We start from the raw sequence: 22,067 nt of genomic DNA, 5'->3' as shown, positions 1-22,067 counted from the left end.
CCGGTCGTGCGCCCTTCTCCGGGAAGGAAATCCCAGATGCCATCCAAGACCCTCCGTGCGGACACGCTCGTCGTCGGATCGGGCCCCGTGGGCTGCGCGTTCGCCCGGACCCTGGTCCAGGCCGGACAGGACGTGATCATGATCGACGCGGGTCCGCTGATGTCGCCCCGGCCCGGCGCCCACCTGAAGAACAGCTACCAGTACCAGCGCAACGTGGACCTGTTCACCTCGGTGATCCAGGGCCATCTGCACCTGCTGTCGGTCCCCCCGAACGACCGCCCCGAGGTGACGCTCGACCCGTCCGCGTACCGCTTCGACCGGTCCCGCTTCAAGGGCTTCGTGACCGACGGGCAGAACCCCGAGCAGGACCCGCAGCGGAACCTCGACGCGGAGGCCGTCACCTACGGCGTCGGCGGCATGGCCACCCACTGGACCTGCGCCACCCCGCGCCACCACCCGGTGCTGGAGCGCAGCGACCTGCTCACCGCCGTGGAGTGGAACGAGCTGTACCAGGAGGGCGAGAAGCTGCTGAACACGCGGACGGACGCCTACGACATGTCGATCCGTCACCGCGTGGTCCACGAGGCCCTCAGCGAGGAGTTCACCGAGCTGCGCGACCCCTACCAGGTGCGCAACCTGCCGCTCGCGGTGGAGCGGCGCACCGACGATCCCTCCATGGTCCACTGGAGCGGGGCCGACACCGTGCTGGGCCCGCTCGCGATCATGAACCTGGAGGAGGACTGCAGCCTGCTGGTCCGGGACGAGGCGTCCGGCGGCTCCCTCACCCTCTACCCCGAGCACCTGTGCCGCCGCCTGGCCCTCACCCCGGACGGGGAACGCGTCGAGTACGCGGAGGTCGTCGACCTGACCCGGTCGGCGCCGATCCGGGTGGAGGCCGGGAACTTCGTGGTCGCCGGCGGTGCCGTCCTCACCCCCCAGCTGCTGTCCGCCTCCCGCGTGGACCGCCCCGCACTGGGCCGCTACCTGCACGAGCAGCCGGTCTCGTTCTGCCAGATCGTGTTCCACCAGGCTCTGGTCGACTCGATCACCACCGACGAGCGCTTCACCGACCGGGTGAACGAGCACCACAAGCGCAGCCCGGAGGACCCGGTGCCGATCCCCGAGGACGACCCGGAGCCCAACGTGTGGATCCCGGTCGGCGAGCAGCGGCCCTGGCACTGCCAGATCCACCGCGACGCCTTCCACTACGGCGGTGTCCCGCCCAACGTGGACTCCCGGCTCATCGTCGACCTGCGCTGGTTCGGGATGGTCGAGCCGCGTGCCGAGAACCGCATGACGTTCTCCGGGTGCTGCCACGACACCTTCGGGATGCCGCAGGTGACGTTCGACTTCACCCTGACCCCCGAGGACCGCGCCACCCAGCACCGGATGATGCGGGACATGCTCCGCGCCGCGAGCGTGCTCGGCGGCTTCCTGCCCGGTTCCGAGCCCCGCTTCGTCGCGCCCGGCCTGCCGCTGCACATCACCGGGACGACCCGGATGGGCACGGACTCCCAGACCAGCGTCGTGGACACCGACTCCCGGGTGTGGGGCGTGGACAACCTCTACCTGGGCGGCAACAACGTCATCCCGGGCAGCAACGCCAGCAACCCCACGCTGACCAGCGTCGCGCTGGCCGTGAAGTCCGCCCGGCGCATCCTCTCCACCTCTCCGGCCTGAGCTCCGCCGCACAAGCGGCGTAAAGAGGCGAAACCCCATGGTGAACACCCCCATCGAGGATTACGCGCTGCTGTCCGACCGCCATTCGGCGGCGCTGGTCAGCCGCTCCGGCATGGTCGACTGGCTGTGCTTCCCCCGGTTCGACAGCCCGTCCGTCCTCGCCGCCCTGCTGGACGACCAGGCCGGCACCTGGTGCCTGCGTCCCACCCACGAGGGCCCGGTCAGCCGCCACTACCTCGACGACACCCTGGTGCTGTGCACGGAGTTCTCCACCCCCACCGGCACCGTGGCCGTCACCGACGCCCTGTCCACCGGGCGGTGCGACAACCCCCACCGGCTGGGCTCGGGCTCCCCGCACCTGCTGGTCCGGTCGGTCACCTGCACCGAGGGCACCGCCGAGGTGACGACCGACTTCCGGCCCCGCCCCGAGTACGGCCGGGTCGTCCCGCTGCTGAGCGAGTGCGACGGTGGCATGATCGCCCGCGGCGGGCCCTCGGTGCTCGCCCTGTCCAGCCCGGTTCCGCTGATCCTGGACGAGCACTCCGACGCCGCCCACGGCACCGCGCACCTGCGGGCCGGCGAGACGCTCCGCTTCGGCCTGCACTGGGGCCCGATGACCGGGCCCGCGCCGCGCGTGTGGAGCCAGGACGAGCTGGCCGAGCAGCTGGAGTGCACCGTCGACGCCTGGCGGGACTGGTCCCGGGAGCACCAGGACTACCGGGGCGAGTGGGAGAAGGAGATCAACCTCAGCGGCCGGATCCTGCAGGGCCTGGGTTACCAGCCCTCCGGGGCCATCGTCGCCGCGCCGACCACCTCGCTGCCCGAGGAGGTGGGCGGGGAGCGCAACTGGGACTACCGCTACGCCTGGGTGCGGGACGCCGCCTTCACCATGGACGCCCTGTGGGTGGCCGGCTGCCCCGACGAGGCCGAGGAGTTCCTGAAGTTCATGACCGACGCGGCGGCCACCGGCTGGACCCGCTCCCATCTGCAGATCATGTACGGCATCGGCGGTGAGCACGATCTGACGGAGCGGCGGCTGGACCACCTGGAGGGCTGGCGCGGCAGTCGGCCCGTCCGGGTCGGCAACGGCGCCTGGGACCAGCCGCAGACGGACGTCTACGGCGAGTTCCTGGACACCGCCTACCGCTACGCCCACGAGTTCGACGACGCCGGGCCCGAGCTGCGGGACTTCGCCGTCAGTCTGGCCGACGCCGCCGCCGAGCTGTGGGACGTCCCCGACCACGGCCTGTGGGAGATGCGGGGCGAGCCCCGGCACTTCCTGTACTCCAAGCTGATGTGCTGGGTGGCCCTGGACCGGGCGCTGAAGCTCAGCGACCGGCTGGGCTCGGCCGCGCGCATCGACACCTGGCGGCAGGTCCGCGAGGAGATCCGCGCCGCGATCCTCACCCGGGGCTGGAGCGAGGAGGCGGGCGCCTACACGCAGGCGTTCGGCTATCCGGAGCTGGACGCGTCCAGTCTCCAGCTGGCGATCACCGGCTTCCTGCCGGCCGACGACCCGCGCATGCTGGCGACGATCGACGCCATCGGCGAACGGCTCACCGACGAGCGCGGCATGGTCTACCGCTACCACACCACCACCGGGGTGGACGGGCTCTCCGGCGACGAGGGCACCTTCCTGCTGTGCACGTTCTGGCTGGCCCAGACGCAGGCGCTGGCCGGACGCACCGGGCAGGCCCGCGAGACCTTCGCGCGGGCCGCCTCGCACGCCAACGACCTGGGGCTGCTGGCGGAGGAGGCCGATCCGCACACCGGGCGCATGCTCGGCAACTTCCCGCAGGCGTTCAGCCACATCGGGCTGGTCAACGCCGCCTGGACCATCGTGCGGGCCGAGCAGGGCGTACGGGGTGCGGACCCGGCCCTCAGCCCGGTCCCGGACCACCGGCACGTCCCGGCCTGAGAACCGCTACAGGCACGACGGGGTGCACCCGGCGACGGCGGGGAGGGGACGGGGAGGGGCGACCGTTCCGGACACTCAGGCGTTATTTGCGGCCAATGGACGGGCAAGGAAACGTGGCACGTCCACGGCCGTAAATAATGCCGTCCGGAACGGTCGCCCCGGACCGGCCCCGACCCCAGCACCCACCGCACCCGCACCCGCACCCACGGGCGGAGCACCGTCAGTCGAACCAGCGGTCCCGGGCCAGTTCCGCCGCCCGGGACGGGTCCTCCAGCAGCGCCGCCGCCTCGAAGCGGCGCGGCCACTGGCCCGCCGCCCAGGCCAGCCCGGCGGCGAGGCCCTCGACGGTGGCGGCGTGCAGGGTGCCGTCGGGGGTGAGCCGCCAGTCCAGCTCCACCCCGTCCACCACCAGCTCCTCGTGCTCGACGTAGGTCGCGGGGGCGCCCGGCAGCAGGACGCGCACCTCCCCGGGCACCTCGCGCTCCGCGCCGTCCCCGGCCACCGGGGCGGGGAGCACCTCGCTCAGCCGCCGTACGTCCAGCACCGCCGCCAGCCGGGCCGCACGGTCCGGGGGCACCGGCAGCAGCGGGCGGGAGGCGGCCAGCGGCAGCAGGTCGGGGGCGTCGGCGACCAGCGCGGTGTCGGCCTCCACCACCCGCACCCGCCCGTCCACCACGGCCCGCAGCTCGTCGGGGAGCGTGACCTCCTCCGGGTCCAGCTCCGCCAGCAGCCCGTACAGGCCGTGGAGCTGGGCGGCGCCGACGGGCAGCTCCGGGTCGGCGAGGCGGCCCAGCAGCTCGGCCGCGCCGCCGGGCTCGTCCAGCAGGGCGGCGGCGGAGGTGCGGATGCCCAGGGCGCGCAGCACCTGCTCGTCCAGGTCGGCGGTGGACGCCGAGGCCTCCTCGTACAGTCCGGCCAGCAGCGGATCGCCGTGCGCGGCGCGCAGCCCGGCCGGGCTGCGGCCGTCCAGGACGGGGTGGCCGCGCAGCCACCAGGCGGTGTACGGGCGGGCGGTCTCCACCGTGCCGTCCGGCAGCAGGACGCGCACCGGGGTGGTGAGCGCGTCGCGCAGCGGGGGCCGGGAAAGCATGGCCAGGGCCTGCGGCCAGCGGTCGTCGTCCACCAGGTCCAGGTCGCGGACGGCGACCAGCTCGGAGACGACGGGCGGCACCGGCGTCTCGGGCAGGCCGTCGAGGAGGTCCTCGCACCACACGTCCACCGCGTCCAGCACGCCGGCGTCGTCGGGCTCGGGGTAGTCGGTGTCGCGGGGGTCCAGCTCGTCCGGGTCGAGGACCACGTCGGTGGCGCGGACCAGGGCGAAGCCGGCCAGCACCCCGGCCGCCGCGAGCGTCTCCTCGCCCCACTTGTCCGCCAGTTCGGCGTCGCAGGCGGGCAGTTCGCCCTCCCGGATGACGCTCTCGAAGTCGCTGCCGGGGAAGACCAGTTCGGCGGCGGGGGTGAGTTCGCCGTCCTCGTCGGGGAGGGCGAGGGCGCCGAGCCAGGGCTCGTCGCCGGGGGCGAGGCGGGCGTCGCGGACGAGCGCGAGGACGGTGTCGGCCAGCTCCTCGGGGTCCAGCGGTCCGCCGTCGTCCTCGTCGTACCAGGCGTCCTCGGCGTCCAGCGAGGCGGCGACCGCCCCCCGCACCTGCGGGGTGGTGAGCACCGCGCGGGGCGTGGCGGGGGTGGCGCCCAGCTTCTCGAGCAGCGGATGGGCGGCGTCGGGATGCGCGACCTTCAGGCCGAGCCGGGTGAGGGACTCGGCGTCCACCGCGCTCTCCCCGCCGGGCAGCGGCAGCAGCACCTGGCGCGGCCCGACGGCGGTACGTCCGTCGGCGAGCGGGACGGGCAGGCCGGTCAGCCGGTCGGGGTCCACCCCGGCGAGGGAGTCGTACAGCCGCCGCCACCAGGACGGGGCCCGCTCGACCCCGGCGAGCCGGTCGATCAGCTCGCCCAGCGGCACCCGGGGCACCTGGAGGACGCGCAGCTCGGCGCGGCGCTCCAGACCGGCGGGCAGCAGGGCGGGGAACAGCTCGGCGAGGACGGTGACGGTCTCGGCCCCGGTGCCCTCGGCGAGCTCCGCGTCGGCGGGGCGCAGCGCGTAGGGCTCGCCGTTCTCGTCCCGTGCGGCGCTCGCCAGGAACGGCACCCGCGGCAGCCGCGCCAGGACCAGCCGGCGCAGCTCGGTGTCCAGCTCGGCCCGGCCCAGCGGGCCGGGCACCAGGTCGACGGTGCCGTTCGTCACCGGCGCCCAGTCGCGCAGCAGCGCGGCGTAGGCGTCGGCGGCGCGCTGGAGCAGGAACTCGGTCAGCGGGCCCGGCGCGATGTGGCGGCGGGACGGCTCCAGCGGGAAGGAGGCGATCAGCAGCGCGGGCAGGCCCAGCGGCTCGTCGGTGGGGGTGGGGGCGTGGACGACGGGCGCGGTGCGGCTGGGCAGCGGCGCGCCGTCCGCGTCGACGGGCACCGCCCAGGTGACCGACCACACCGGCCGCTCCCGCTCCTCCAGGGGCCGGTCGGCGAGCAGGGCGGCGTCGGCCCGCCCGGCGTCGGAGGCCACCCGCCAGCGGGTGGCCGCGCCCCGGCCCTCGTCGGCGCCGCTGTCCTCGACCACGACGTGGGCGCCGTCGGCGCGGCGGGTCAGCGTCCGCGTGCCGCCGTCGGTCTCGACCACCACCTCGGCCAGGCCGGGGAGGGTGAGCAGCAGCGCGTCGTCGACGGCGAGGAGCAGCCGGGCGGCCAGCTCGCGGGCGGCGGCGTCGCGCAGCGGCAGCACGACGGCCGTGTCGTAGCCGTCCGGGGCGATGCCCCGCGCGGGCAGCGGCAGCCGCAGCAGCGGGACGTGGCCCTCGCGGCGGCGCAGCTCGTCGGCGAGCCCGGGGCTGCCCTCGGCGGCCCGGGCGGCCAGCTCGCGGGCGTCGGCCAGCGACCAGCGGGCGCCGCCGGTGCGGCCGACGATCGCGGGCTCGTCGCTGACTGCCAGCACGGCGGCGAAGCCGACGCCGAACCGGCCGACGAGCCGCGCCGGGTCCGCCGCCGCCTCCTCCCGCTTGGCGGAGGCGCGCAGCGTGGACAGCGACTCCACTCCGGCCGCGTCCAGCGGCGCCCCGTTGTTGGCCGCCACCAGCACCCCGTCGCGCAGGGTCAGCCGCAGCCGGCCGGGCACGCGCGCGCGGGCGGCGGCGTCGGCGGCGTTCTGCGCCAGCTCGATCACCAGCCGGTCGCGGTAGCCGCCGAGCGCGAGGTCCTCCTCGGCGTTGGCGTCCTCCCGGAAGCGGGCGGGGGACGCCGCCCAGGCGTCGAGTACGCCGCGGCGCAGCCGGGCGGTGTCGAAGGGGTCCGCCGCGTCGTCCGCGCCCTGCACCAGCACCGTGCCGCTCACTGTTCCGTCTCCTCCACCAGCCGACGCGTCCGGGCCGCCTGCCCGGCCGCCCTGCCCGTACGCGGCGACGGTACTGCGTCCGGGGCCCCCGGCGCGCGCGGGGGCGGGGGCCAGGGCGTGGACGGACGAGCCGCCCCGGCCGCCCGTACACCGTCCCGGGCACACCCCGGTGCCCTCGCGCACCGGGAGAACGTGCATCCTGCTGCCGGAGGCGCCCATACGGAACGCGCCGGTACCGGGCGGGCATCCCCGTTCCTCCACCTCCGGCCGCCACCCGGCCTGTCACGTACACCAGGAACCGCCGGAACGCCGAGGCATTCGGCCGTGCGTGTCCGGGGGCACACCGGGAGCACTCGCCGCCCTTGACTCCGCCTGGCCCGGCACGTTGAATTCCGGCCAGTTCCGACAGCCGAAGCACCGTCACACCGACGACGGGTCCGGCCGGTGAGGACCGTCCGGCTCCCGCGACCACGCACCGGAGCCGGCGGTCCGGGCGGGCCGCGTCCCCGACCCCTGGAGTCCTCCTGTGCCTGCGAAGCCGACCCGCACCGGGCGCAAGGCCGCCGTGGCCGTGGCCGCCGGGGCGGTGCTGGTCGTGCTCGCTGTCGCGGTGGCCCGGGCCGGTGGCACCGGGGGTACGGACGAGCCGGAGCGGAGCCCCGCCGCGCAGCAGCCGCGCGAGGTGCGGCTGCCGCCCGCCGGAGCGGGTTTCGACTACCAGATCGGCGGGGGCTACGAGCTGCCCGAGGGCGTCGAGGTGGTCAGCCGCGACCGCGAGGACGACCCCGCGCCCGGCGCCTACGGCGTCTGCTACGTCAACGCCTTCCAGGTGCAGCCCGGGGAGCGGGACGAGTGGGACGACGACCTGCTCCTGCGGGACGGCCGGGGCCGGTTCGTCATCGACGACGGGTGGGACGAGCCGCTGCTGGACATCAGCACGGACGACAAGCGCGCGCGGGTGGCCGAGAAGGTCGGCGACTGGTTCGACGGCTGCGCCGCGGACGGCTTCGACGCCGTCGAGCCGGACAACTACGACAGCTTCCTCCGCTCCGAGGGCCTGACGACCGAGGAGCACGCCCTGGAACTCATGAAGCTGCTGGCCGACCGGGCGCACGCCGCCGGCCTCGCCATCGCCCAGAAGAACACCCTGGAGCTGGCGCCGCACCGCGAGGAGATCGGCCTGGACTTCGCGGTCGTCGAGGAGTGCGGCCGGTGGAAGGAGTGCGGTGGGTTCACCGAGTGGTTCGGGGACCAGGTCTACGTGATCGAGTACGAGCCCGCCGGGATGGCGTGGGCGTGCGACAACTTCGGTGACACGCTCAGCGTCGTGCAGCGGGACGAGTACGCGGTGCCCGCCGGCCACCCGGACCACTTCCGGGCCGTCTGCCCCCGCCCGTAGAGCCCCGGTCCTCCGCACCCCCCACGGAAACAGGACGGAGGGCCGGCAAGGGCCACCGCGCGGTCTCCACCCCCGAGGACCGCGCGGTGGTCTCTTCTCCTGTCCGGCCGTTCAGGGGACCGCACGCGGCCCCCTGAACCCGTGCGCCTGGTGACGGAGTACCCGGTCAGGGGGCACGCGGCGGGCGGATCCGGCCGACCTCCGCACCGGCGCACCGGCGTGAACCGTGCGGCGTCAGGCCGGGCCGACGCCGCACGCTCCGCCGACCGTGCGCCCCGCTCCGTTCCCAGGGCTCACCCCGGACACGACCAGCCGGAACATCCGGTCAGCCCGGGCAGCGGGATCGGGGTGGTGTTCCGTGGCCAGGGCGATGCCGACGGCCAGGGTGATCAGGTCGGCGACGGTGACGCCCGGCTCCACCGCGCCGTCCCGCACGGCGCGGTGGAGCAGCGGGGCCCCCGCCCCCTCCAGCGCCGCCGAGCAGGAGTTCTCGTACACCGGGTCGGGTCCGGCCCCGTCGTGGGCCAGTGCGGCCGCCAGCCCGCGGGCGGAGACGCAGCAGGCGACGAGGTCACCCAGCCATTCCAGCAGCGCGCCCCGGCCGTCCTCCTCGCCCTCCAGTTCGTGTGCGCGGGCGCCCAGGGCCTCGACCCGCTGCCGTGACACCGCCTCCAGCAGGGCGCGGCGGGAGGGGAAGTGCCGACGCACGGTGGCCGAGCCGACCCCCGCGTCGCGGGCGATCTGCTCCAGGGAGGCGTCGGCTCCGTGGGCGGCGACCTCCTTCTCTGCCGCGGCGAGGATGCGCGCGTAGTTGCGCCGGGCATCCGCGCGCTGACGAACGGACATGACGTCACCTCCGGCTTGTTAAACGACGGGCCCCGCCATATCGCATCGACAGCTAAACGGCGGACCCCGCCGTTTTCATGTGCCGCCCTGCCCCGAGGAGCATCATGCCCGCAGACTCCGCGTTCGTCCTGGTCACCGGCGCCACCGGCAGGCAGGGCGGCGCCACCGCCCGCGCCCTGCTCGCGGCGGGCGTTCCCGTCCGCGCCCTGGTGCGCGACCCGGCGTCCGCCCGGGCCAGGGCCGTCGAGGCGCTCGGCGCCGAACTGGTCACCGGCGATCTCCACGACCGCGACTCCGTGGTGCGGGCGGCGGAGGGCGCCCGCACCGTCTTCTCCGTGCAGATGCCCGGCATGACCGAGGACGGCTTCGACTTCGAGGGCGAGATCACCCAGGGCGTCAACCTCGTCGAAGGCGCGAAGGCCGCCGGGATGCCGCCTGTGGGAGCCGCACACGAGTGGTTGAACGTGGTCGGCCAGCCGGCCCGCCCCCAGTACGCCAGGGACCTCGGCCTCCCGCTCACCGGCTTCGAGGAGTGGGTCCGGGAGAACCTGCGGGCCACGGCCTGACGCCCCGGCGCCCGGACACGGGGGTACCCGCGCCGCCGCGGCGGGCGTACCGTACCCGCCGGTAAGGTCGGCACGACCGGCCCGTACGTCCCGTCTGGAAGGCGCGTCACATGAGCAGCAGCCCCGAGCAGGCCGAGCGGCCCGGAACGGCCCGGCCCACAACCGATCCGCTGGACCTGGTGGGCGTCGACGAGCTGCTCACCCCGGAGGAGAAGGACGTCCGGGCGACCGTCCGCCGGGTGTGCGAGGCGTCCGTCGACCCGTATGTCGCCGAGTGGTTCGAGAAGGGCGAGCTGCCCGCCGTCCGCGAGCTGACCCGGGAGTTCGGCCGCCTCGGCCTGCTGGGCATGCACCTGACCGGCTACGGCTGCGCGGGCCTGGGCTCGGTCGCGTACGGGCTGGCCTGCCTGGAGCTGGAGGCGTCCGACTCCGGCATCCGCTCCCTGGTCTCCGTCCAGGGCTCGCTGGCGATGTACGCCATCTGGCGGTACGGCAGCGAGGAGCAGAAGCAGCGGTGGCTGCCGCGCATGGCCGCCGGGGAGGCCATCGGCTGCTTCGGCCTGACCGAGCCCGACCACGGCTCCGACCCGGCGGGCATGCGCACCCGCGCCCGCCGCGACGGGGACGACTGGGTGCTCGACGGCCGCAAGATGTGGATCACCAACGGCTCGGTGGCCGAGGTCGCCGTCGTGTGGGCGCGGACCGACGAGGGCGTGCGCGGCTTCGTCGTGCCCACCGACGCCCCCGGCTTCTCCGCCCCGCCGATCCGGCACAAGCTGTCGCTGCGGGCCTCGGTCACCAGCGAGCTCGTGCTGGACGGGGTACGGCTGCCCGCCGATGCCGTCCTGCCCGAGGCGCGCGGGCTGCGCGGCCCGCTGTCCTGCCTGAACGAGGCCCGCTACGGCATCGTCTGGGGCGCCCTGGGCGCGGCGCGCAGCTCACTGCGCACGGCTCTGGAGTACGCCGGGCAGCGCGAGCAGTTCGGCCGGCCGATCGCGGGCTTCCAGCTCACCCAGGAGAAGCTGGCGAACATGGCGGTGGAGCTGACCAACGGCACCCTGCTGGCCCTGCACCTGGGCCGCCGCAGGGACGCGGTGGGGTCGCTGCGGCCGGAGCAGGTCAGCGTCGGCAAGCTCAACAACGTGGGCAAGGCCCTGGAGATCTGCCGCACCGCCCGCACGATCCTGGGCGCCAACGGGATCTCCCTGGAGTACCCGGTGATCCGGCACATGACGAACCTGGAGTCGGTGCTGACCTACGAGGGCACCCCGGAGATGCACACCCTGGTCATCGGCCAGGCGATGACGGGCCTGCCCGCCTTCCGCTGAGGCCACGTCCCGAGGGGAGCGCCGCGGTACTGCTCAGCGCAGGCGCCCGAGGTGGATCACGTTGACACGGACCTGCTGATCGCTGATTCCGTACAGCACCCGGTAGGCACCGACGTGGATCCGCAGCATGTCCGTGCTGCCGAGAGCACCCCGGGGCCTGGGATCGTCGGCGAGCCGGTCGATCGCGGTGAACACCTGCCGCACTCCCTGCGGGTCGTCCTTGGCGAACCGCTCCGCCTGCGCAAGGGCCTCGGGCTCCCAGACGACCTCGTACCTCACGCCTCGTCCCCGCCGAAGACCCGGCGGTACGCCTCGTCGTGCGGGACACCGGCGTCCTCCCCCTGGGCCTGGCGCGCACGGTAGGCGGCCAGGGCCCGCAACTCCTGGAGTTCCAGGGCGTCGGCGGGGCTGACCAGTATCGCGACGGTCTGCCCGTGGTCGGTGATGGCGACCGGTTCCCGGGTGGCGCTGACGTTGCGCGCGATGGCGCCGAGCCGGGCACGGGCTTCCACGATCGAGTAAGCGATCTCCGTCATGCACACCAGCTTACGGAAGTGTGCACATGTGCGCAGCCACCCGCCGTCGCGCTTCCTCGGTTCCGGCCGTCCCCGGGCGGCCGGGTACGGCGCACCCGGCGGGCACACCGGGGAAGGCAACACGGGCGGGGGAGATCCCGAAACTCAGCGCGTACTACGCCGACACGACGGTGCTCGCCGGCTTCTCCGGCTGAACCGGCTGAACCGGCTGAACCGGCCGGTCCGGGACACCTCCGGGACACACCGGGGTGCCGCGAACCGGCCGGCCCGTCCCTCCCGCCGCCCGGGAACCGCTCAGGCGGCGGTGGGGAAGTCCGTGGCGGGCGCGGTGTCCGCGGTGGCGTCGAGGTTCGCCCGGAGGGCTTCGACCTTGGCAGTCGCATAGGCGTGGGCGTCGGAGCCGAGCAGCTGGCGCAGCGGGCCCGCACCGGCCACGACCCGGTCGATGACGGCCGCGGCGCCCCTGGCCGGGTCGCCGGGCTGGCTGCCCTGGAGCCCGAGGTGATCGTCGACCATCTGCCGGATGGCCGGGTAGTGCCCGGTGGTGCCGGCGGGCAGGGCGAGCGAGTCCCGGGTGAGGAAGTCGGTGCGGAAGTAGCCGGGTTCGACGATGGTCACACCGATCCCGAAGTCGGCCACCTCGGCCGCCAGCGCCTCGCTGAGCCCTTCCAGCGCGAACTTGCCCGCGCAGTACAGCGCCCAGCCCGGGACGGCGGTCAGGCCCAGGACCGACGACACGTTCACGATGTGGCCGCCGCGCTGCTCGCGCAGGACGGGCAGCGCGGCCCGCAGCACGTTCCACACGCCGGCGACCTGGACGTCGAGCATGTCGCGGACCTCGCGGTCGCCGGTCTCCTCCACCGCGGCCAGGAACCCGTAGCCCGCGTTGTTCACCACCACGTCCAGGCCGCCGAAGCGGTCGGTGGTCTCCCGTACGGCGGCGCTCACCTGTGCCTCGTCGCGCAGGTCGACGGTGAGGGGGAGGAGGCCGGAGGTGTCGACGCCGTCACCGAGCGCCCCGAGCAGCCGCTCGGTGGAGCGGGTCGTCGCCGCGACCCTGTCGCCGCGCTCCAGCAACTGCCTGACCAGGTGCAGCCCCAGGCCCCGGGAGGTGCCGGTCACGAACCAGATCGCGGGCCGGTCGGTCGGAAAAGTCATGATCGTCCTTTGCTGGTACGGGGCGGCCCCGGGCGGTCCCCGGGGCCGGCATGCATCCAGCGTGGGCCGCCGCACCCCGCCGTGGACGCGCATATCGCGCCCTGCGCGACCGCGGACGGGGAAACCTGGGACTCGCAGGGCCAGTCGGGAGCGCCCGGTGTCGGCGACACTGGTGGGCGTGGCTGCCACCAACCGCGAACTGGCCGACTTCCTGAGACGGGCCCGCGCACAAGTGGACCCCTCGCGCGCCGGACTCCCCCCGGACGGCCGCGTACGCCGCGTCCCGGGCCTGCGCCGCGAGGAGGTCGCCTTCCTGGCCGGGGTGTCGACCGACTACTACACCCGTCTCGAACAGGGCAGGCGCATCACGCCCTCACCCGCCGTCGTCGAATCCCTCGGACGCGCGCTCGGCCTCGACGCCGCGGGACGCGCGCACCTGCGGGACCTCATCGGAGTGACCCCGGGGGCGCCGGCCCGCCGCCCCCGCGGTGTCCAGCGCGTCCGCCCCGGCCTGTACCAGCTCCTGGACGCCCTCGACGGCGAGCCCGTCCTCGTCCTGGGACGCCGCACCGACGTCCTCGCCGCCAACCGGATGGCCCGGGCGCTGTTCACCGACTTCGAGCGGCTGCCCCCGCGGCACCGCAACTACGCGCGCTGGATGTTCCTCGACGACGACGCCCGCTCCCTGTTCGCCGACTGGGAGGACCAGGCACGGGCCGCGGTGGAGAGTCTGCGGTTCGAGTCCGGCCGTGACCCCGGCGACCGGGCCACGCTCGCCCTCGTCGAAGAGCTGCGGGAACACAGCCGCGAATTCGACCGGTGGTGGGAGCAGCACCGCGTCCACCAGCGCACCCACGGCTCCAAACGCCTCCGCCACCCCCTCGTCGGCGATCTCACCGTCGAGTACGAGACCCTCGTCCCGCCCGGGGACCCCGACACCACCGTGTTCGTCTACACCGCGGAGGCGGGATCACCCTCGAAACGGGCCCTGGACCTCCTCGCGAGCTGGACCCTCACCGACTCCGGCACCGACACCGACACCAGCACCGACACCGCACCGGAGCGCCGCCGCCGGTCCGGCCCCGCCCGGGAACGGTGACCGCGCCGTCCCCGGCTCACCCGCGAGGGCACCCCGGAGACGCACACGCCGGCCGTCTGCCCGGCATCCCGGTCACCACCGCCGCACAACACCTCAGGGAGCGCCTGGCCGCTCGCAGGGCCTCGACCTCCTGACACACGACGCCGCGCTCGTCGCCGTCGTCACCGCGCAGAGGACCGCCGCGAGGGCGAGGGGCACGGCCGCACCGCGCCGACCAGCTATAAACCGCGTGTATACATGCCGTGTATAGTCGTTGTGTGGCCCAGACCTATCTCCTGCCCATCAAGACGGCAGCCGCCCTCTTCCCGCTTCTGGCCCTGCTGACGCTGCTGCCGATGGCCGTCACCGTCTACCGCCGGCACGGGGTGCTGTCCTCCGGCCGGGCGCTGTCCCTCTTCGGCTTCCTGTACTACGCCTTCACCGCCCTGTGCATGGCGCTCGTGCCGCTGCCCGTGCGCACCCCCGACATGTGCACGAGGTTCGCCGAGGTCGCCCGCCCGGGGTGGCGGCCGGGCCACACCCTGGGGGACGTGTGGAAGGAGGCCGACCAACAGGTGTCGCTGGGCGCGCTCGTGCTGCACAACCCGGCCGTCGCCGGCGCGGTGTTCAACGTGCTCCTGCTGCTGCCGATAGGCGTCTTCGTCCGCTGCCACGTCCGCCGCGGGCTGGCGGTGGCCACCGCGGCGGGGCTGGGCACGTCGCTGTTCTTCGAGCTGACGCAGGGAACCGGCATCTGGGGTATCTACCCGTGCCCCTACCGGCTCTTCGACGTCGACGACCTGCTGTTCAACACGGCGGGAGCCGCCCTGGGCTGGCTCGTCGCCGGTCCGGTGGCGCGGGTGCTGCCGCCGCTGGAACGGCTCGACGAGCGGGTGCGCCTGCGGCGGGCGGTCCCGTTCGGGCGCCGGCTCACCGCCCTGACGGTGGACCTCGCCGGTCTGGCGGCCGCCTCCGCCCTCACGGGCGCGGTCCTCCTGCTCCTGGGGGAGGCGACGGCGGCGCTGCTCAGCCCACTGGTGCTGTTCGTCCTCTGGTTCGTGGTGCTGCCGGCCGCGACCTCGACGACTCCGGGGAAGCGGCTGCTGCGGCTGAGGCTGACGGGCCCGGACGGCACCGGGCGGCCGCCGCTCTGGCGGCTCCTCCTGCGGGCGCTGCTCCTCGGGGCGGTCGTCTCTCCCCTGGTCGTCGCGCTGGCGGCCGTGCCGACGGCGGTCGTTCTGCTGTTCCCTCAAGGGGTCTCGACCGTGCGGGACGCGGACCCGTCCGGGCTCGTGCACCTCGCGGACTCCCTCCCCTACGGGGCGCTTCTCCTGACGGCGGGATTCGCCCTCCCCTTCTGGTTCTGGTACGGGACGAGGACCCTGCTGCACCCCCGGCAGTCGGCGGCGCACGAGGCCCTGAGCGGAGTGCGCAACACGGCGCTCCCGCCCACCTCGGCCCGCTCCGCCGAGATGGCCGAGGGCATTCCGGCCGTCAGGGCCGCCGCCGATCCCGCGGCCCCCGGACCGGCCGGGCCGGGGACCGGCGACGGTCACCGGGCGGCCGAACTTCTCCAGGTGTGAGGGCGCCCGCACCTCCGGCCGGAGTCCCCGGGCCGCTCCGGGACGAGAGGCTCGGCGCATGTCACGTCGCGGCAGGAAGACCGTCCTGGCGGCGGTGGCCGTCGTCCCGCTGCTGCCCGCGGGCGCGGCCTGGTTCCGGATCCCGCTGGTGAACGGGCTGGAGGACCCGGACCGGGCATGAGCGGCCGGCAGTGCGACCCTGACGCCGGGAACCGCTGACAGGCGCCGCCTGTCCTCCCCACCCGCGGCCGCCGAGGTCACCCCCGTACTCGGAGGCCCGCAGGCCGGCGGCCGGAACGGGAGCAACGACCAGTGGAAACCGGCCCCGCACGGGCCCCGGCGCCACGCGTGACCGGATCGGAACGCCGGAGGAGGTTCCGTGGCCGGGGCCCACAGCCATGGGGTGCGGTCCGACCCGGTGGCCGCCGTACCGGGGCCGTCGGTACCGCCGGGCTCCCGGTCGGCCGCACCGGCGGCCCGCCCCGTCCGGGGAGCGATGCCCGTGACCAGCCGACAGACGACGACCCTGTGGCGCCCCACCGGCCCGGGGAACTGGAGCTGGTGCGGGAGCTGGGCTGGCGTGCCCGGCCGCCCCGGCTCCCCGAGCAGCCGGTCTTCTGTCCGGTCCTCAACGAGGACTACGCCGTCAGGATCGCGCGGGACCGGAACGTGAGGCACGACGGCGCCGGCTTCGTCACGCGGTTCGAGGCCGAGTCCGCCTTCCTGCGCAGGTACCCGGTCCGGCAGGCGGGCGGGCGGGCGCACGATCCTCGAGCTGTGGGTACCGGCCGAGGAGCTCGACGAGTTCAACGCCCACATCGTCGGCAGGATCCAGCTGGTTCACGAGTTCCGCTGAACCGCGGGGTCCGGCGGGCAGACCCCTCCGGGGCCGGCCGGGGTGACCGGGTACGGCCGACGGCGGCGGCGGCCCGGGTGCGGCGGGCGCTACGCCTCCGGGCCGCCGGAGGTGCCGTCGCCGGAGGCGCCTCCGGCGCTGTCCGCGCCGCCGCCCCCGCCCAGGTCCAGCTCGTCCACCCGTGTCTCGTCCAGCACCGGCGGGGCCGGGTGGGGCGGCTTGGGCATCACGGCGGCCTCCGAGTGGGCGCCGCAGCCGTAGGCCAGGGAGACCACCCGGCCGTCCGCCGGGGAGAACTCGTTGGCGCACACCCCGAACGCCTGCTTCAGCGAGCCGGCCATCGGCACGAGGAAACCGCAGCTCATGCAGGAGGCGGGGGCCGCCTGGGCCATCGGGGTCCCGGGGCCGTACGCCTCCTCCCAGCGGTCGGCGGCGGTGCGCAGGCCGTGGCGCGACAGGACCCGGGGGCGGCCCATGCCGATCTCCTCGGCGACCGCGGCGATGCTGCCGCGCGCCGGGACGCCGGGGAACTCGCCGGGCTCGTTGGTGGAGAGGTCGGCGTCCTCGGCCGCCGCCAGGCCCGCGTCGCCCTCCCAGGCCTCCTCGGCGAGGACGGAGTTCGGCGGCGGGATGTCCTCACCGGAGTACCCGGGCTCCAGCCGCGGGTCGTCCGACTCGGTGGGCAGCAGGTCGCCGGGGCCGAGGTCGCCGGGGCGCAGCCGTTCGCTCCAGGGCACCCATTCGGGTGCCAGCAGCGCGTCGGGGCCGGGCAGCAGGGCGGTCTCGTCCAGCGTCACCGACCTCGCCCGCGAGGCGCGGGCGACCGTGACGGCCCAGCGCCAGCCCCGGTAGCCGATCTCCTGGCACTCGAAGAAGTGCGTGACGACGCGATCCCCCTCGGCGACGACACCCAGATGGTCGCCGATCTTGCCGGGGAAGGCGGCGTCCTCGGCCGCCTCCCGTGCCAGGTCGAGCGCCTCGGCGCACAGACGGTCGGGGGTACGGCCTCGCATCGCAGCACTCACGGAAATCGATTCTCTCCTACGCCGTCTCGCGCGCGCGCCTCCTCGTATGCCCAGGTCGAGCGGGTGCGGACGGAGCGGACCGGAGGGCCGCTGCGACGTCCGGACCGATGCGGTTCCGCCGGGCACAGCGCACTGTCCCTCCACGCTACCCCACCCGGGTCCGGCCCCAACCGTCGCACCTTCAACCAGTCGGCGTCGGGTCGCCGGGCTCCGGGTGGGGCACACTGACGGTGTGGCAGCGTTCAGGACGTCCCGGCACGACGAGGGACGGTTTCGTCGGACGGCGCGGGCGATCGCCCGCGCCGTCCGCACGCCTCCCCTGGCGCTCGCCCGGCGGATCCGCCGGGCCACCCACGCGCAGGGCGCGGGGGAGTCCGGGCTGGGCAAGCTCATCGAGCTGCACGCGGTGAACTCCGCGGGCGACATGATGATCACCGTCGCCCTGGCCTCCACGATCTTCTTCTCCGTCCCCACCGGCGAGGCGCGCGGGCGTGTCGCCCTCTACCTCGCCGTCACCCTGGCTCCCTTCGCGCTGCTGGCGCCGATCATCGGGCCGCTGCTGGACCGCATCCCGCACGGCCGGCGCGCCGCGATGGCCGGGGCGATGCTGGGGCGCGCGCTGCTGGCGCTGAGCATGGCGGGGGCAGTGGCCACCGGCTCCCTGGAGCTGTATCCGGCGGCGCTGGGAGTGCTGGTCGCCTCCAAGGCGTACGGGGTGGTCAGATCGGCGGTGGTGCCCAGGCTGCTGCCGCAGCGGATCTCGCTGGTCAAGGCGAACTCGCGGGTGACGCTCGCCGGTCTGCTGGCCACCGGCGCGGCGGCGCCGATCGGGGCCGGGCTGCACCAGCTCGGGCCGTCCTGGCCGCTGTACGGGGCCTTCACCGTCTTCGTCATCGGGACGTTCCTGGCCTTCTCCCTTCCGCACCGGGTGGACTCCGCCAAGGGCGAGCGGAAGGCGCTGCTGACCGAGTACGAGGCGGCGCACAGCGGCGGGGACGCCGGTGTCCCGGACGGCCCCGACGTCCCGGAGGGCGGGACGGACAGCGGGGCCGGGAGCGCCTCCGGGAAAGGCGCGGGCGGCACGGGCGGCAGGGGCAACGGCAAGGCCCGGCGGCCGGGGCTGCGGACGGTCGGCGCCCCCGTCCTCAACGCGCTGATCGCCAACTCCACGCTGCGCGCCCTGTCCGGCTTCCTCACCTTCTTCCTCGCCTTCATGCTGCGCGAGCACCCGCTGAGCGGGCTGGATCCCATGGTCTCGCTCGGCGTCATCGCCGTCGCCGCGGGCGGCGGCAACGCGCTGGGCACGGCGCTGGGCGCCTGGCTGCGGGACCGCGGGCCGGAGGCGATCATCGCCGGGGTGCTGGCGCTGGCGCTGACCGCGACGGTGGTGGCGGCGGTGCTGTACGGCACGGTCACCGTGCCCGTCGTGGCGGCCACCGCCGGGCTGGCGCAGGCGCTGGGCAAGCTCTCCCTGGACGCGCTGATCCAGCGGGACGTGCCGGAGGTGGTGCGCACCTCGGCCTTCGCCCGCTCCGAGACGCTGATGCAGATGTCGTGGGTGGTCGGCGGCGCCGTCGGGATCGTGCTGCCGCTGATCGGCTCGGTCGGCATGGGGGTGGCCGGGGTGATCGTCGCCACGGGCGCCCTGGCGACCGTTCGGCCGCTGCTGTCCGCCGCCCGGCACGGCACGCCCCACCCGCGCACCGCCTGAGGTCAACCGCCGGGTAGCCTGCCTGCTATGACCCACACGATCTCCCGGGGCCGGGGCGGCCGGACCCTCCGCACTGCCGTAGCCATCGGTGCGGCCACCTTCGGGCTCGTCGCCCTCTCCGCCTGCGGGGAGAAGCCGACCCCGCGGGCGACCGTGACCGTCGGCTCCTCCAGCGTGTCCACGGAAGCGACCTGCTACGAGGACGGCAAGGCGATCGGCCAGGACCGGGTGGAGAGCTGCGTCGGCGACGAGACGGACACCTCCATCGCGGTCGGCCAGGGCGACATGCTGCGCATCGGCGTGGACCCCGAGATCGCCGAGACCGGCTGGGTGGTGTTCCTCGGTGACCAGCCCGTCGTGCAGGACCCGATCGGCAAGACCTACCGCAGCTTCTCCAGCGACGGCCTGTTCGCCCAGGGCGGGGGCGGCGGGGCCGAGCAGGCGGATTCGGTGCAGCTGACCATCGCGGAGAGCGACGGCGAGAAGTTCTACGGCACGTGGACCTTCGAGCTCGAGCGCGAGACCGACTGACCTCCTGAGTCCCCGTCCGGATCCCCGTGCGCACCCTGGTCGTCACCGCCGTTCCCGCCGAGCGCGACGCGGTGGCGGCCGTGTGCGCGGCGGCCGGCATCGCCGTGCTCGCCGCGGGCGTCGGCCCGGCCGCCGCGGCGGCGGGTACGGCGCTGGCGCTGGCCCGGGCGGAACGCGGGAGGCGGGGGTCACGGGAGGCGCAGGAGGCACGGGAGGCGCCGTACGGGCTGGTGGTCTCGGCGGGGATCGGCGGCGGCTTCGCCCCGCTGGCCCCGGTCGGCACCCCGGTCGTCGCCTCCGAGATCGTCGCCGCGGACCTGGGCGCCGAGACGCCCGGAGGGCCCGAGCCCTTCACCTCGGTGGCCGAGCTGGGCTTCGGCACCGCCGTGCACCGGCCGCCGCCGGAGCTGGCGCGGGCCGTGGCGGAGGCGGCCGGCGCGGCGTACGGCCCGGTGCTGACCGTCTCCACCGCCACCGGCACCGCCGGACGCGCCGCGCTGCTGGCACGGCGCCATCCGGGTGCGGTGGCCGAGGCGATGGAGGGCTTCGGGGTGGCCCAGGCGGCGGCGCTGTGCGGGGCGGCCGTGCTGGAGGTCCGGGCGGTGTCCAATCCGGTGGGGCCGCGCGACCGCGCCGCCTGGCGGATCCCGGCGGCGCTGGAGGCGCTGGCGGAGGCGTTCGGCAGAATCGTTCCCGTACTCGACGGCTGGAGTGAGCGTGTCCCAGGAGCGGTCTGAACAGCGGCCCGGGCAGGAGTCCGGGCGGGCGGCGGGCGCGGACCGGCCGCTGCGCGCCGCGTACTCCCCCTGCCCGAACGACACCTTCGTCTTCCACGCCTGGGCGCACGGCCTGGTGCCGGACGCGCCGCCGCTGGACGTGACGTTCGCGGACATCGACATCACCAACGGCCTGGCCGAGCGCGGCGAGCTGGACCTGCTGAAGGTCTCCTACGCCGTCCTGCCCTGGGTGCTGGACGAGTACGCGCTGCTGCCCTGCGGGGGCGCGCTCGGGCGCGGCTGCGGGCCGCTGGTGCTCGCCCGGGAGCCGGGGACGGACGGCGCCGCCCTGCGCGGGGCGACGGTCGCGGTGCCGGGCGAGCGCTCGACGGCGTACCTGCTGTTCCGGCTCTGGGCGGCCGAGAAGGTGCCCGGCGGGGTCGGGCGGATCACCGTGCTGCCGTTCCACGAGATCATGCCCGCGGTGCGCGACGGGAAGGTGGACGCCGGGCTGGTCATCCACGAGGCGCGCTTCACCTACCCGGACTACGGGCTGCACCGCCTGGCCGACCTGGGCGAGCACTGGGAGGGCGCCACCGGGCTGCCGATCCCGCTGGGCGCGGTCATCGCCCGGCGCTCGCTGGGCGCGCCGGTGCTGCGCGCGCTCGCCGCGGCGGCGCGCGCCTCGGTGCGGGCGGCCTGGGCCGATCCGGCCGCCTCCCGGGAGTACGTGATGGCGCACGCCCAGGAGATGGACCCGGCGGTCGCCGAGCGGCACATCGGGCTGTATGTGAACGAGTTCACCGCCGACCTCGGCGCGGACGGCTACGCCGCGGTGCGCGGGCTGCTGGGACGCGCCGCGGCCGAGGGGCTCGTACCGCCCCTCGGCCGCGAAGCGCTGGATCCCGGGTGACCGCCGTCAGACGTCGAGCTGGTCGGCCACGACGCGGAGCATTCCGGCGATCTTGTGCCCGTGCTGGCGGTCGGGGTAGCGGCCCCGCTCCAGCTGCTGGGCGACGCCGTCGAGCAGCGTGGTGAGGTCCTGCACGATCGACGCCAGCTCGTCCGGCTTGCGCCGCTGGGCCGCCGCCACCGAGGGGGCCGGATCCAGCAGCGTCAGGGAGAGCGCCTGGTCACCGCGCTGGCCCGCCACGACGCCGAACTCGACGCGCTGCCCGGGGCGGAGTGTGGCGACCCCGTCCGGGAGCACCGACGAATGCACGAAGACGTCACCGCCGTCGTCGCGGGAGAGGAAGCCGAAACCCTTCTCACTGTTGAACCACTTGACCTTGCCGGTAGGCACGTCTGTCCTCGTCCTCGTACTCGCCGGGTGGTCCGGCTACGACTTCTCGAAAAAACACGGCTGCGAATAACAGTTCAGCGGGCCGAATGACCCGCCGACAACAAGATTAGTGATCTGTGACGGGGTGACAAGGCGGCCTCGGAGGGCTCCCCCGCCGTGTCACACTCCGTCTGCCACGGAACTACCCTGTCCTGGTGACCAGTGAAACGTCCCACCCGGGAGATCTGCTCGTCCGCGTCGGCGCCGTCGTCTTCCTCGTCGGCGCGGTGGCGACGATCGCGACCGTCATGCCCCTCCTCCTCGGCTCCGACCCGCTGCCCACGGCCGCGTACCTCGTCAGCATGCTGATGGGCGTCGGCTTCGCCGTCGCCGGGGCCGGGGTGCTGCGCTCGATCGCGGCACAGCGCCGCCAGGCCCGCTCGGCGGGCGAGGGGTAACCGGCCGGAGCCCGCGGGCC

Annotated in this window: 19 protein-coding genes and 2 pseudogenes; 14 read left to right on the top strand and 7 right to left on the bottom strand. The window is 74.8% G+C overall.

What is annotated here, in order from left to right:
• Nucleotides 1–36: 36 nt before the first annotated feature.
• Together V1L54_RS02635 and V1L54_RS02630 are read left to right on the top strand one after the other, a co-directional pair.
• Nucleotides 37–1,680 carry a pyranose oxidase gene (locus V1L54_RS02635; RefSeq protein WP_330116180.1) on the top strand — a complete coding sequence of 548 codons (1,644 nt, stop codon included), beginning with the start codon at nucleotides 37–39 and terminating at the stop codon, nucleotides 1,678–1,680.
• A 37-nt stretch (nucleotides 1,681–1,717) separates the two neighbouring features.
• Entirely contained in the window at nucleotides 1,718–3,598 is a 1,881-nt protein-coding gene (locus V1L54_RS02630) for a glycoside hydrolase family 15 protein (RefSeq protein WP_330116179.1), read from the top strand.
• Nucleotides 3,599–3,818: 220 nt separating this feature from the next.
• Here the strand turns inward: V1L54_RS02630 and V1L54_RS02625 are convergent, their stop codons facing one another.
• A complete protein-coding gene (locus V1L54_RS02625) occupies nucleotides 3,819–6,974 on the bottom strand; it encodes a sacsin N-terminal ATP-binding-like domain-containing protein (protein ID WP_330116178.1) in 3,156 nt (1,051 codons plus the stop codon).
• Nucleotides 6,975–7,500: 526 nt separating this feature from the next.
• Here V1L54_RS02625 and V1L54_RS02620 point away from each other — a divergent pair.
• Nucleotides 7,501–8,373 (top strand): endo alpha-1,4 polygalactosaminidase, encoded by an 873-nt coding sequence (locus tag V1L54_RS02620; protein ID WP_330116177.1) that lies wholly within the window; start codon nucleotides 7,501–7,503, stop codon nucleotides 8,371–8,373.
• A 234-nt stretch (nucleotides 8,374–8,607) separates the two neighbouring features.
• Here the strand turns inward: V1L54_RS02620 and V1L54_RS02615 are convergent, their stop codons facing one another.
• Nucleotides 8,608–9,219 (bottom strand): TetR/AcrR family transcriptional regulator, encoded by a 612-nt coding sequence (locus V1L54_RS02615; RefSeq protein WP_330116176.1) that lies wholly within the window; start codon nucleotides 9,217–9,219, stop codon nucleotides 8,608–8,610.
• Nucleotides 9,220–9,323: 104 nt separating this feature from the next.
• On the opposite strand from V1L54_RS02615, the pseudogene V1L54_RS02610 reads away from it, so the two are divergent.
• Both V1L54_RS02610 and V1L54_RS02605 read left to right on the top strand, forming a co-directional pair.
• Nucleotides 9,324–9,650: pseudogene (locus tag V1L54_RS02610) on the top strand (NmrA family NAD(P)-binding protein); the annotation flags it as partial.
• Nucleotides 9,651–9,895: 245 nt separating this feature from the next.
• Complete coding sequence (locus V1L54_RS02605; RefSeq protein ID WP_330116174.1) at nucleotides 9,896–11,113, top strand: acyl-CoA dehydrogenase family protein; 1,218 nt, start codon at nucleotides 9,896–9,898, stop codon at nucleotides 11,111–11,113.
• Nucleotides 11,114–11,146: 33 nt separating this feature from the next.
• Here the strand turns inward: V1L54_RS02605 and V1L54_RS02600 are convergent, their stop codons facing one another.
• The 3 genes from V1L54_RS02600 to V1L54_RS02590 all read right to left on the bottom strand — a co-directional run bounded on the left by V1L54_RS02600 (nucleotide 11,147) and on the right by V1L54_RS02590 (nucleotide 12,807).
• Nucleotides 11,147–11,392 carry a type II toxin-antitoxin system RelE family toxin gene (locus tag V1L54_RS02600; RefSeq protein ID WP_330116173.1) on the bottom strand — a complete coding sequence of 82 codons (246 nt, stop codon included), beginning with the start codon at nucleotides 11,390–11,392 and terminating at the stop codon, nucleotides 11,147–11,149.
• A complete protein-coding gene (locus tag V1L54_RS02595) occupies nucleotides 11,389–11,649 on the bottom strand; it encodes a type II toxin-antitoxin system Phd/YefM family antitoxin (protein ID WP_330116172.1) in 261 nt (86 codons plus the stop codon). Before V1L54_RS02595 ends, V1L54_RS02600 begins: the two co-directional genes overlap by 4 nt.
• Nucleotides 11,650–11,943: 294 nt before the next feature.
• Nucleotides 11,944–12,807 carry an SDR family NAD(P)-dependent oxidoreductase gene (locus V1L54_RS02590; RefSeq protein ID WP_330116171.1) on the bottom strand — a complete coding sequence of 288 codons (864 nt, stop codon included), beginning with the start codon at nucleotides 12,805–12,807 and terminating at the stop codon, nucleotides 11,944–11,946.
• 178 nt (nucleotides 12,808–12,985) lie between these two features.
• On the opposite strand from V1L54_RS02590, the gene V1L54_RS02585 reads away from it, so the two are divergent.
• The 4 genes and pseudogenes from V1L54_RS02585 to V1L54_RS02570 all read left to right on the top strand — a co-directional run bounded on the left by V1L54_RS02585 (nucleotide 12,986) and on the right by V1L54_RS02570 (nucleotide 16,324).
• On the top strand, nucleotides 12,986–13,906 hold the full coding sequence (locus V1L54_RS02585; protein WP_330116170.1) for a helix-turn-helix transcriptional regulator: 921 nt from the start codon (nucleotides 12,986–12,988) through the stop codon (nucleotides 13,904–13,906).
• A gap of 257 nt (nucleotides 13,907–14,163) precedes the next feature.
• Nucleotides 14,164–15,468, top strand: coding sequence for a VanZ family protein (locus V1L54_RS02580; RefSeq protein WP_330116169.1), 1,305 nt, complete (start codon nucleotides 14,164–14,166; stop codon nucleotides 15,466–15,468).
• 58 nt (nucleotides 15,469–15,526) lie between these two features.
• On the top strand, nucleotides 15,527–15,649 hold the full coding sequence (locus V1L54_RS02575; protein ID WP_330116168.1) for a hypothetical protein: 123 nt from the start codon (nucleotides 15,527–15,529) through the stop codon (nucleotides 15,647–15,649).
• Nucleotides 15,650–15,964: 315 nt separating this feature from the next.
• Nucleotides 15,965–16,324 (top strand): annotated as a pseudogene (locus V1L54_RS02570) (hypothetical protein).
• 89 nt (nucleotides 16,325–16,413) lie between these two features.
• On the opposite strand, the gene V1L54_RS02565 reads toward V1L54_RS02570, so the two are convergent.
• A complete protein-coding gene (locus V1L54_RS02565; RefSeq protein ID WP_330116439.1) occupies nucleotides 16,414–17,337 on the bottom strand; it encodes a DUF3027 domain-containing protein in 924 nt (307 codons plus the stop codon).
• A gap of 244 nt (nucleotides 17,338–17,581) precedes the next feature.
• Between V1L54_RS02565 and V1L54_RS02560 the strand changes: the two genes are divergently transcribed.
• Genes V1L54_RS02560 through V1L54_RS02545 form a run of 4 tightly spaced genes read left to right on the top strand, consistent with a single transcriptional unit; the run spans nucleotide 17,582 to nucleotide 21,220 of the window.
• Complete coding sequence (locus V1L54_RS02560) at nucleotides 17,582–19,060, top strand: MFS transporter (protein WP_443076451.1); 1,479 nt, start codon at nucleotides 17,582–17,584, stop codon at nucleotides 19,058–19,060.
• A 27-nt stretch (nucleotides 19,061–19,087) separates the two neighbouring features.
• A complete protein-coding gene (locus V1L54_RS02555; protein WP_330116167.1) occupies nucleotides 19,088–19,591 on the top strand; it encodes a DUF2771 domain-containing protein in 504 nt (167 codons plus the stop codon).
• Between the two features lie 26 nt (nucleotides 19,592–19,617).
• Nucleotides 19,618–20,328 carry a futalosine hydrolase gene (locus V1L54_RS02550; protein ID WP_330116166.1) on the top strand — a complete coding sequence of 237 codons (711 nt, stop codon included), beginning with the start codon at nucleotides 19,618–19,620 and terminating at the stop codon, nucleotides 20,326–20,328.
• 49 nt (nucleotides 20,329–20,377) lie between these two features.
• A complete protein-coding gene (locus tag V1L54_RS02545) occupies nucleotides 20,378–21,220 on the top strand; it encodes a 1,4-dihydroxy-6-naphtoate synthase (RefSeq protein ID WP_330116437.1) in 843 nt (280 codons plus the stop codon).
• Between the two features lie 6 nt (nucleotides 21,221–21,226).
• Here the strand turns inward: V1L54_RS02545 and V1L54_RS02540 are convergent, their stop codons facing one another.
• Nucleotides 21,227–21,610 carry a cold-shock protein gene (locus V1L54_RS02540; RefSeq protein ID WP_100201685.1) on the bottom strand — a complete coding sequence of 128 codons (384 nt, stop codon included), beginning with the start codon at nucleotides 21,608–21,610 and terminating at the stop codon, nucleotides 21,227–21,229.
• Nucleotides 21,611–21,804: 194 nt separating this feature from the next.
• Between V1L54_RS02540 and V1L54_RS02535 the strand changes: the two genes are divergently transcribed.
• Nucleotides 21,805–22,047, top strand: a complete 243-nt coding sequence (locus tag V1L54_RS02535; RefSeq protein WP_330116165.1) for a hypothetical protein — start codon at nucleotides 21,805–21,807, stop codon at nucleotides 22,045–22,047.
• Nucleotides 22,048–22,067: the final 20 nt, after the last annotated feature.

The organism is Streptomyces rubellus (genome assembly GCF_036323805.1).
Lineage (GTDB): Bacteria > Actinomycetota > Actinomycetes > Streptomycetales > Streptomycetaceae > Streptomyces.
Note: the sequence above shows the minus strand (reverse complement) of the source record. Positions and strands in the feature narration are given on the sequence as shown.

What these genes read in the sequence shown, in the direction of transcription:
- V1L54_RS02635 (WP_330116180.1), top strand. Translation starts at nt 37, where the DNA reads ATGCCATCCAAGACCCTCCGTGCGGACACGCTCGTCGTCGGATCGGGC.
- V1L54_RS02630 (WP_330116179.1), top strand. Translation starts at nt 1,718, where the DNA reads ATGGTGAACACCCCCATCGAGGATTACGCGCTGCTGTCCGACCGCCAT.
- V1L54_RS02615 (WP_330116176.1), bottom strand. Translation starts at nt 9,219, where the DNA reads ATGTCCGTTCGTCAGCGCGCGGATGCCCGGCGCAACTACGCGCGCATC.
- V1L54_RS02605 (WP_330116174.1), top strand. Translation starts at nt 9,896, where the DNA reads ATGAGCAGCAGCCCCGAGCAGGCCGAGCGGCCCGGAACGGCCCGGCCC.
- V1L54_RS02595 (WP_330116172.1), bottom strand. Translation starts at nt 11,649, where the DNA reads ATGACGGAGATCGCTTACTCGATCGTGGAAGCCCGTGCCCGGCTCGGC.
- V1L54_RS02590 (WP_330116171.1), bottom strand. Translation starts at nt 12,807, where the DNA reads ATGACTTTTCCGACCGACCGGCCCGCGATCTGGTTCGTGACCGGCACC.
- V1L54_RS02575 (WP_330116168.1), top strand. Translation starts at nt 15,527, where the DNA reads ATGTCACGTCGCGGCAGGAAGACCGTCCTGGCGGCGGTGGCCGTCGTC.
- V1L54_RS02565 (WP_330116439.1), bottom strand. Translation starts at nt 17,337, where the DNA reads ATGCGAGGCCGTACCCCCGACCGTCTGTGCGCCGAGGCGCTCGACCTG.
- V1L54_RS02555 (WP_330116167.1), top strand. Translation starts at nt 19,088, where the DNA reads ATGACCCACACGATCTCCCGGGGCCGGGGCGGCCGGACCCTCCGCACT.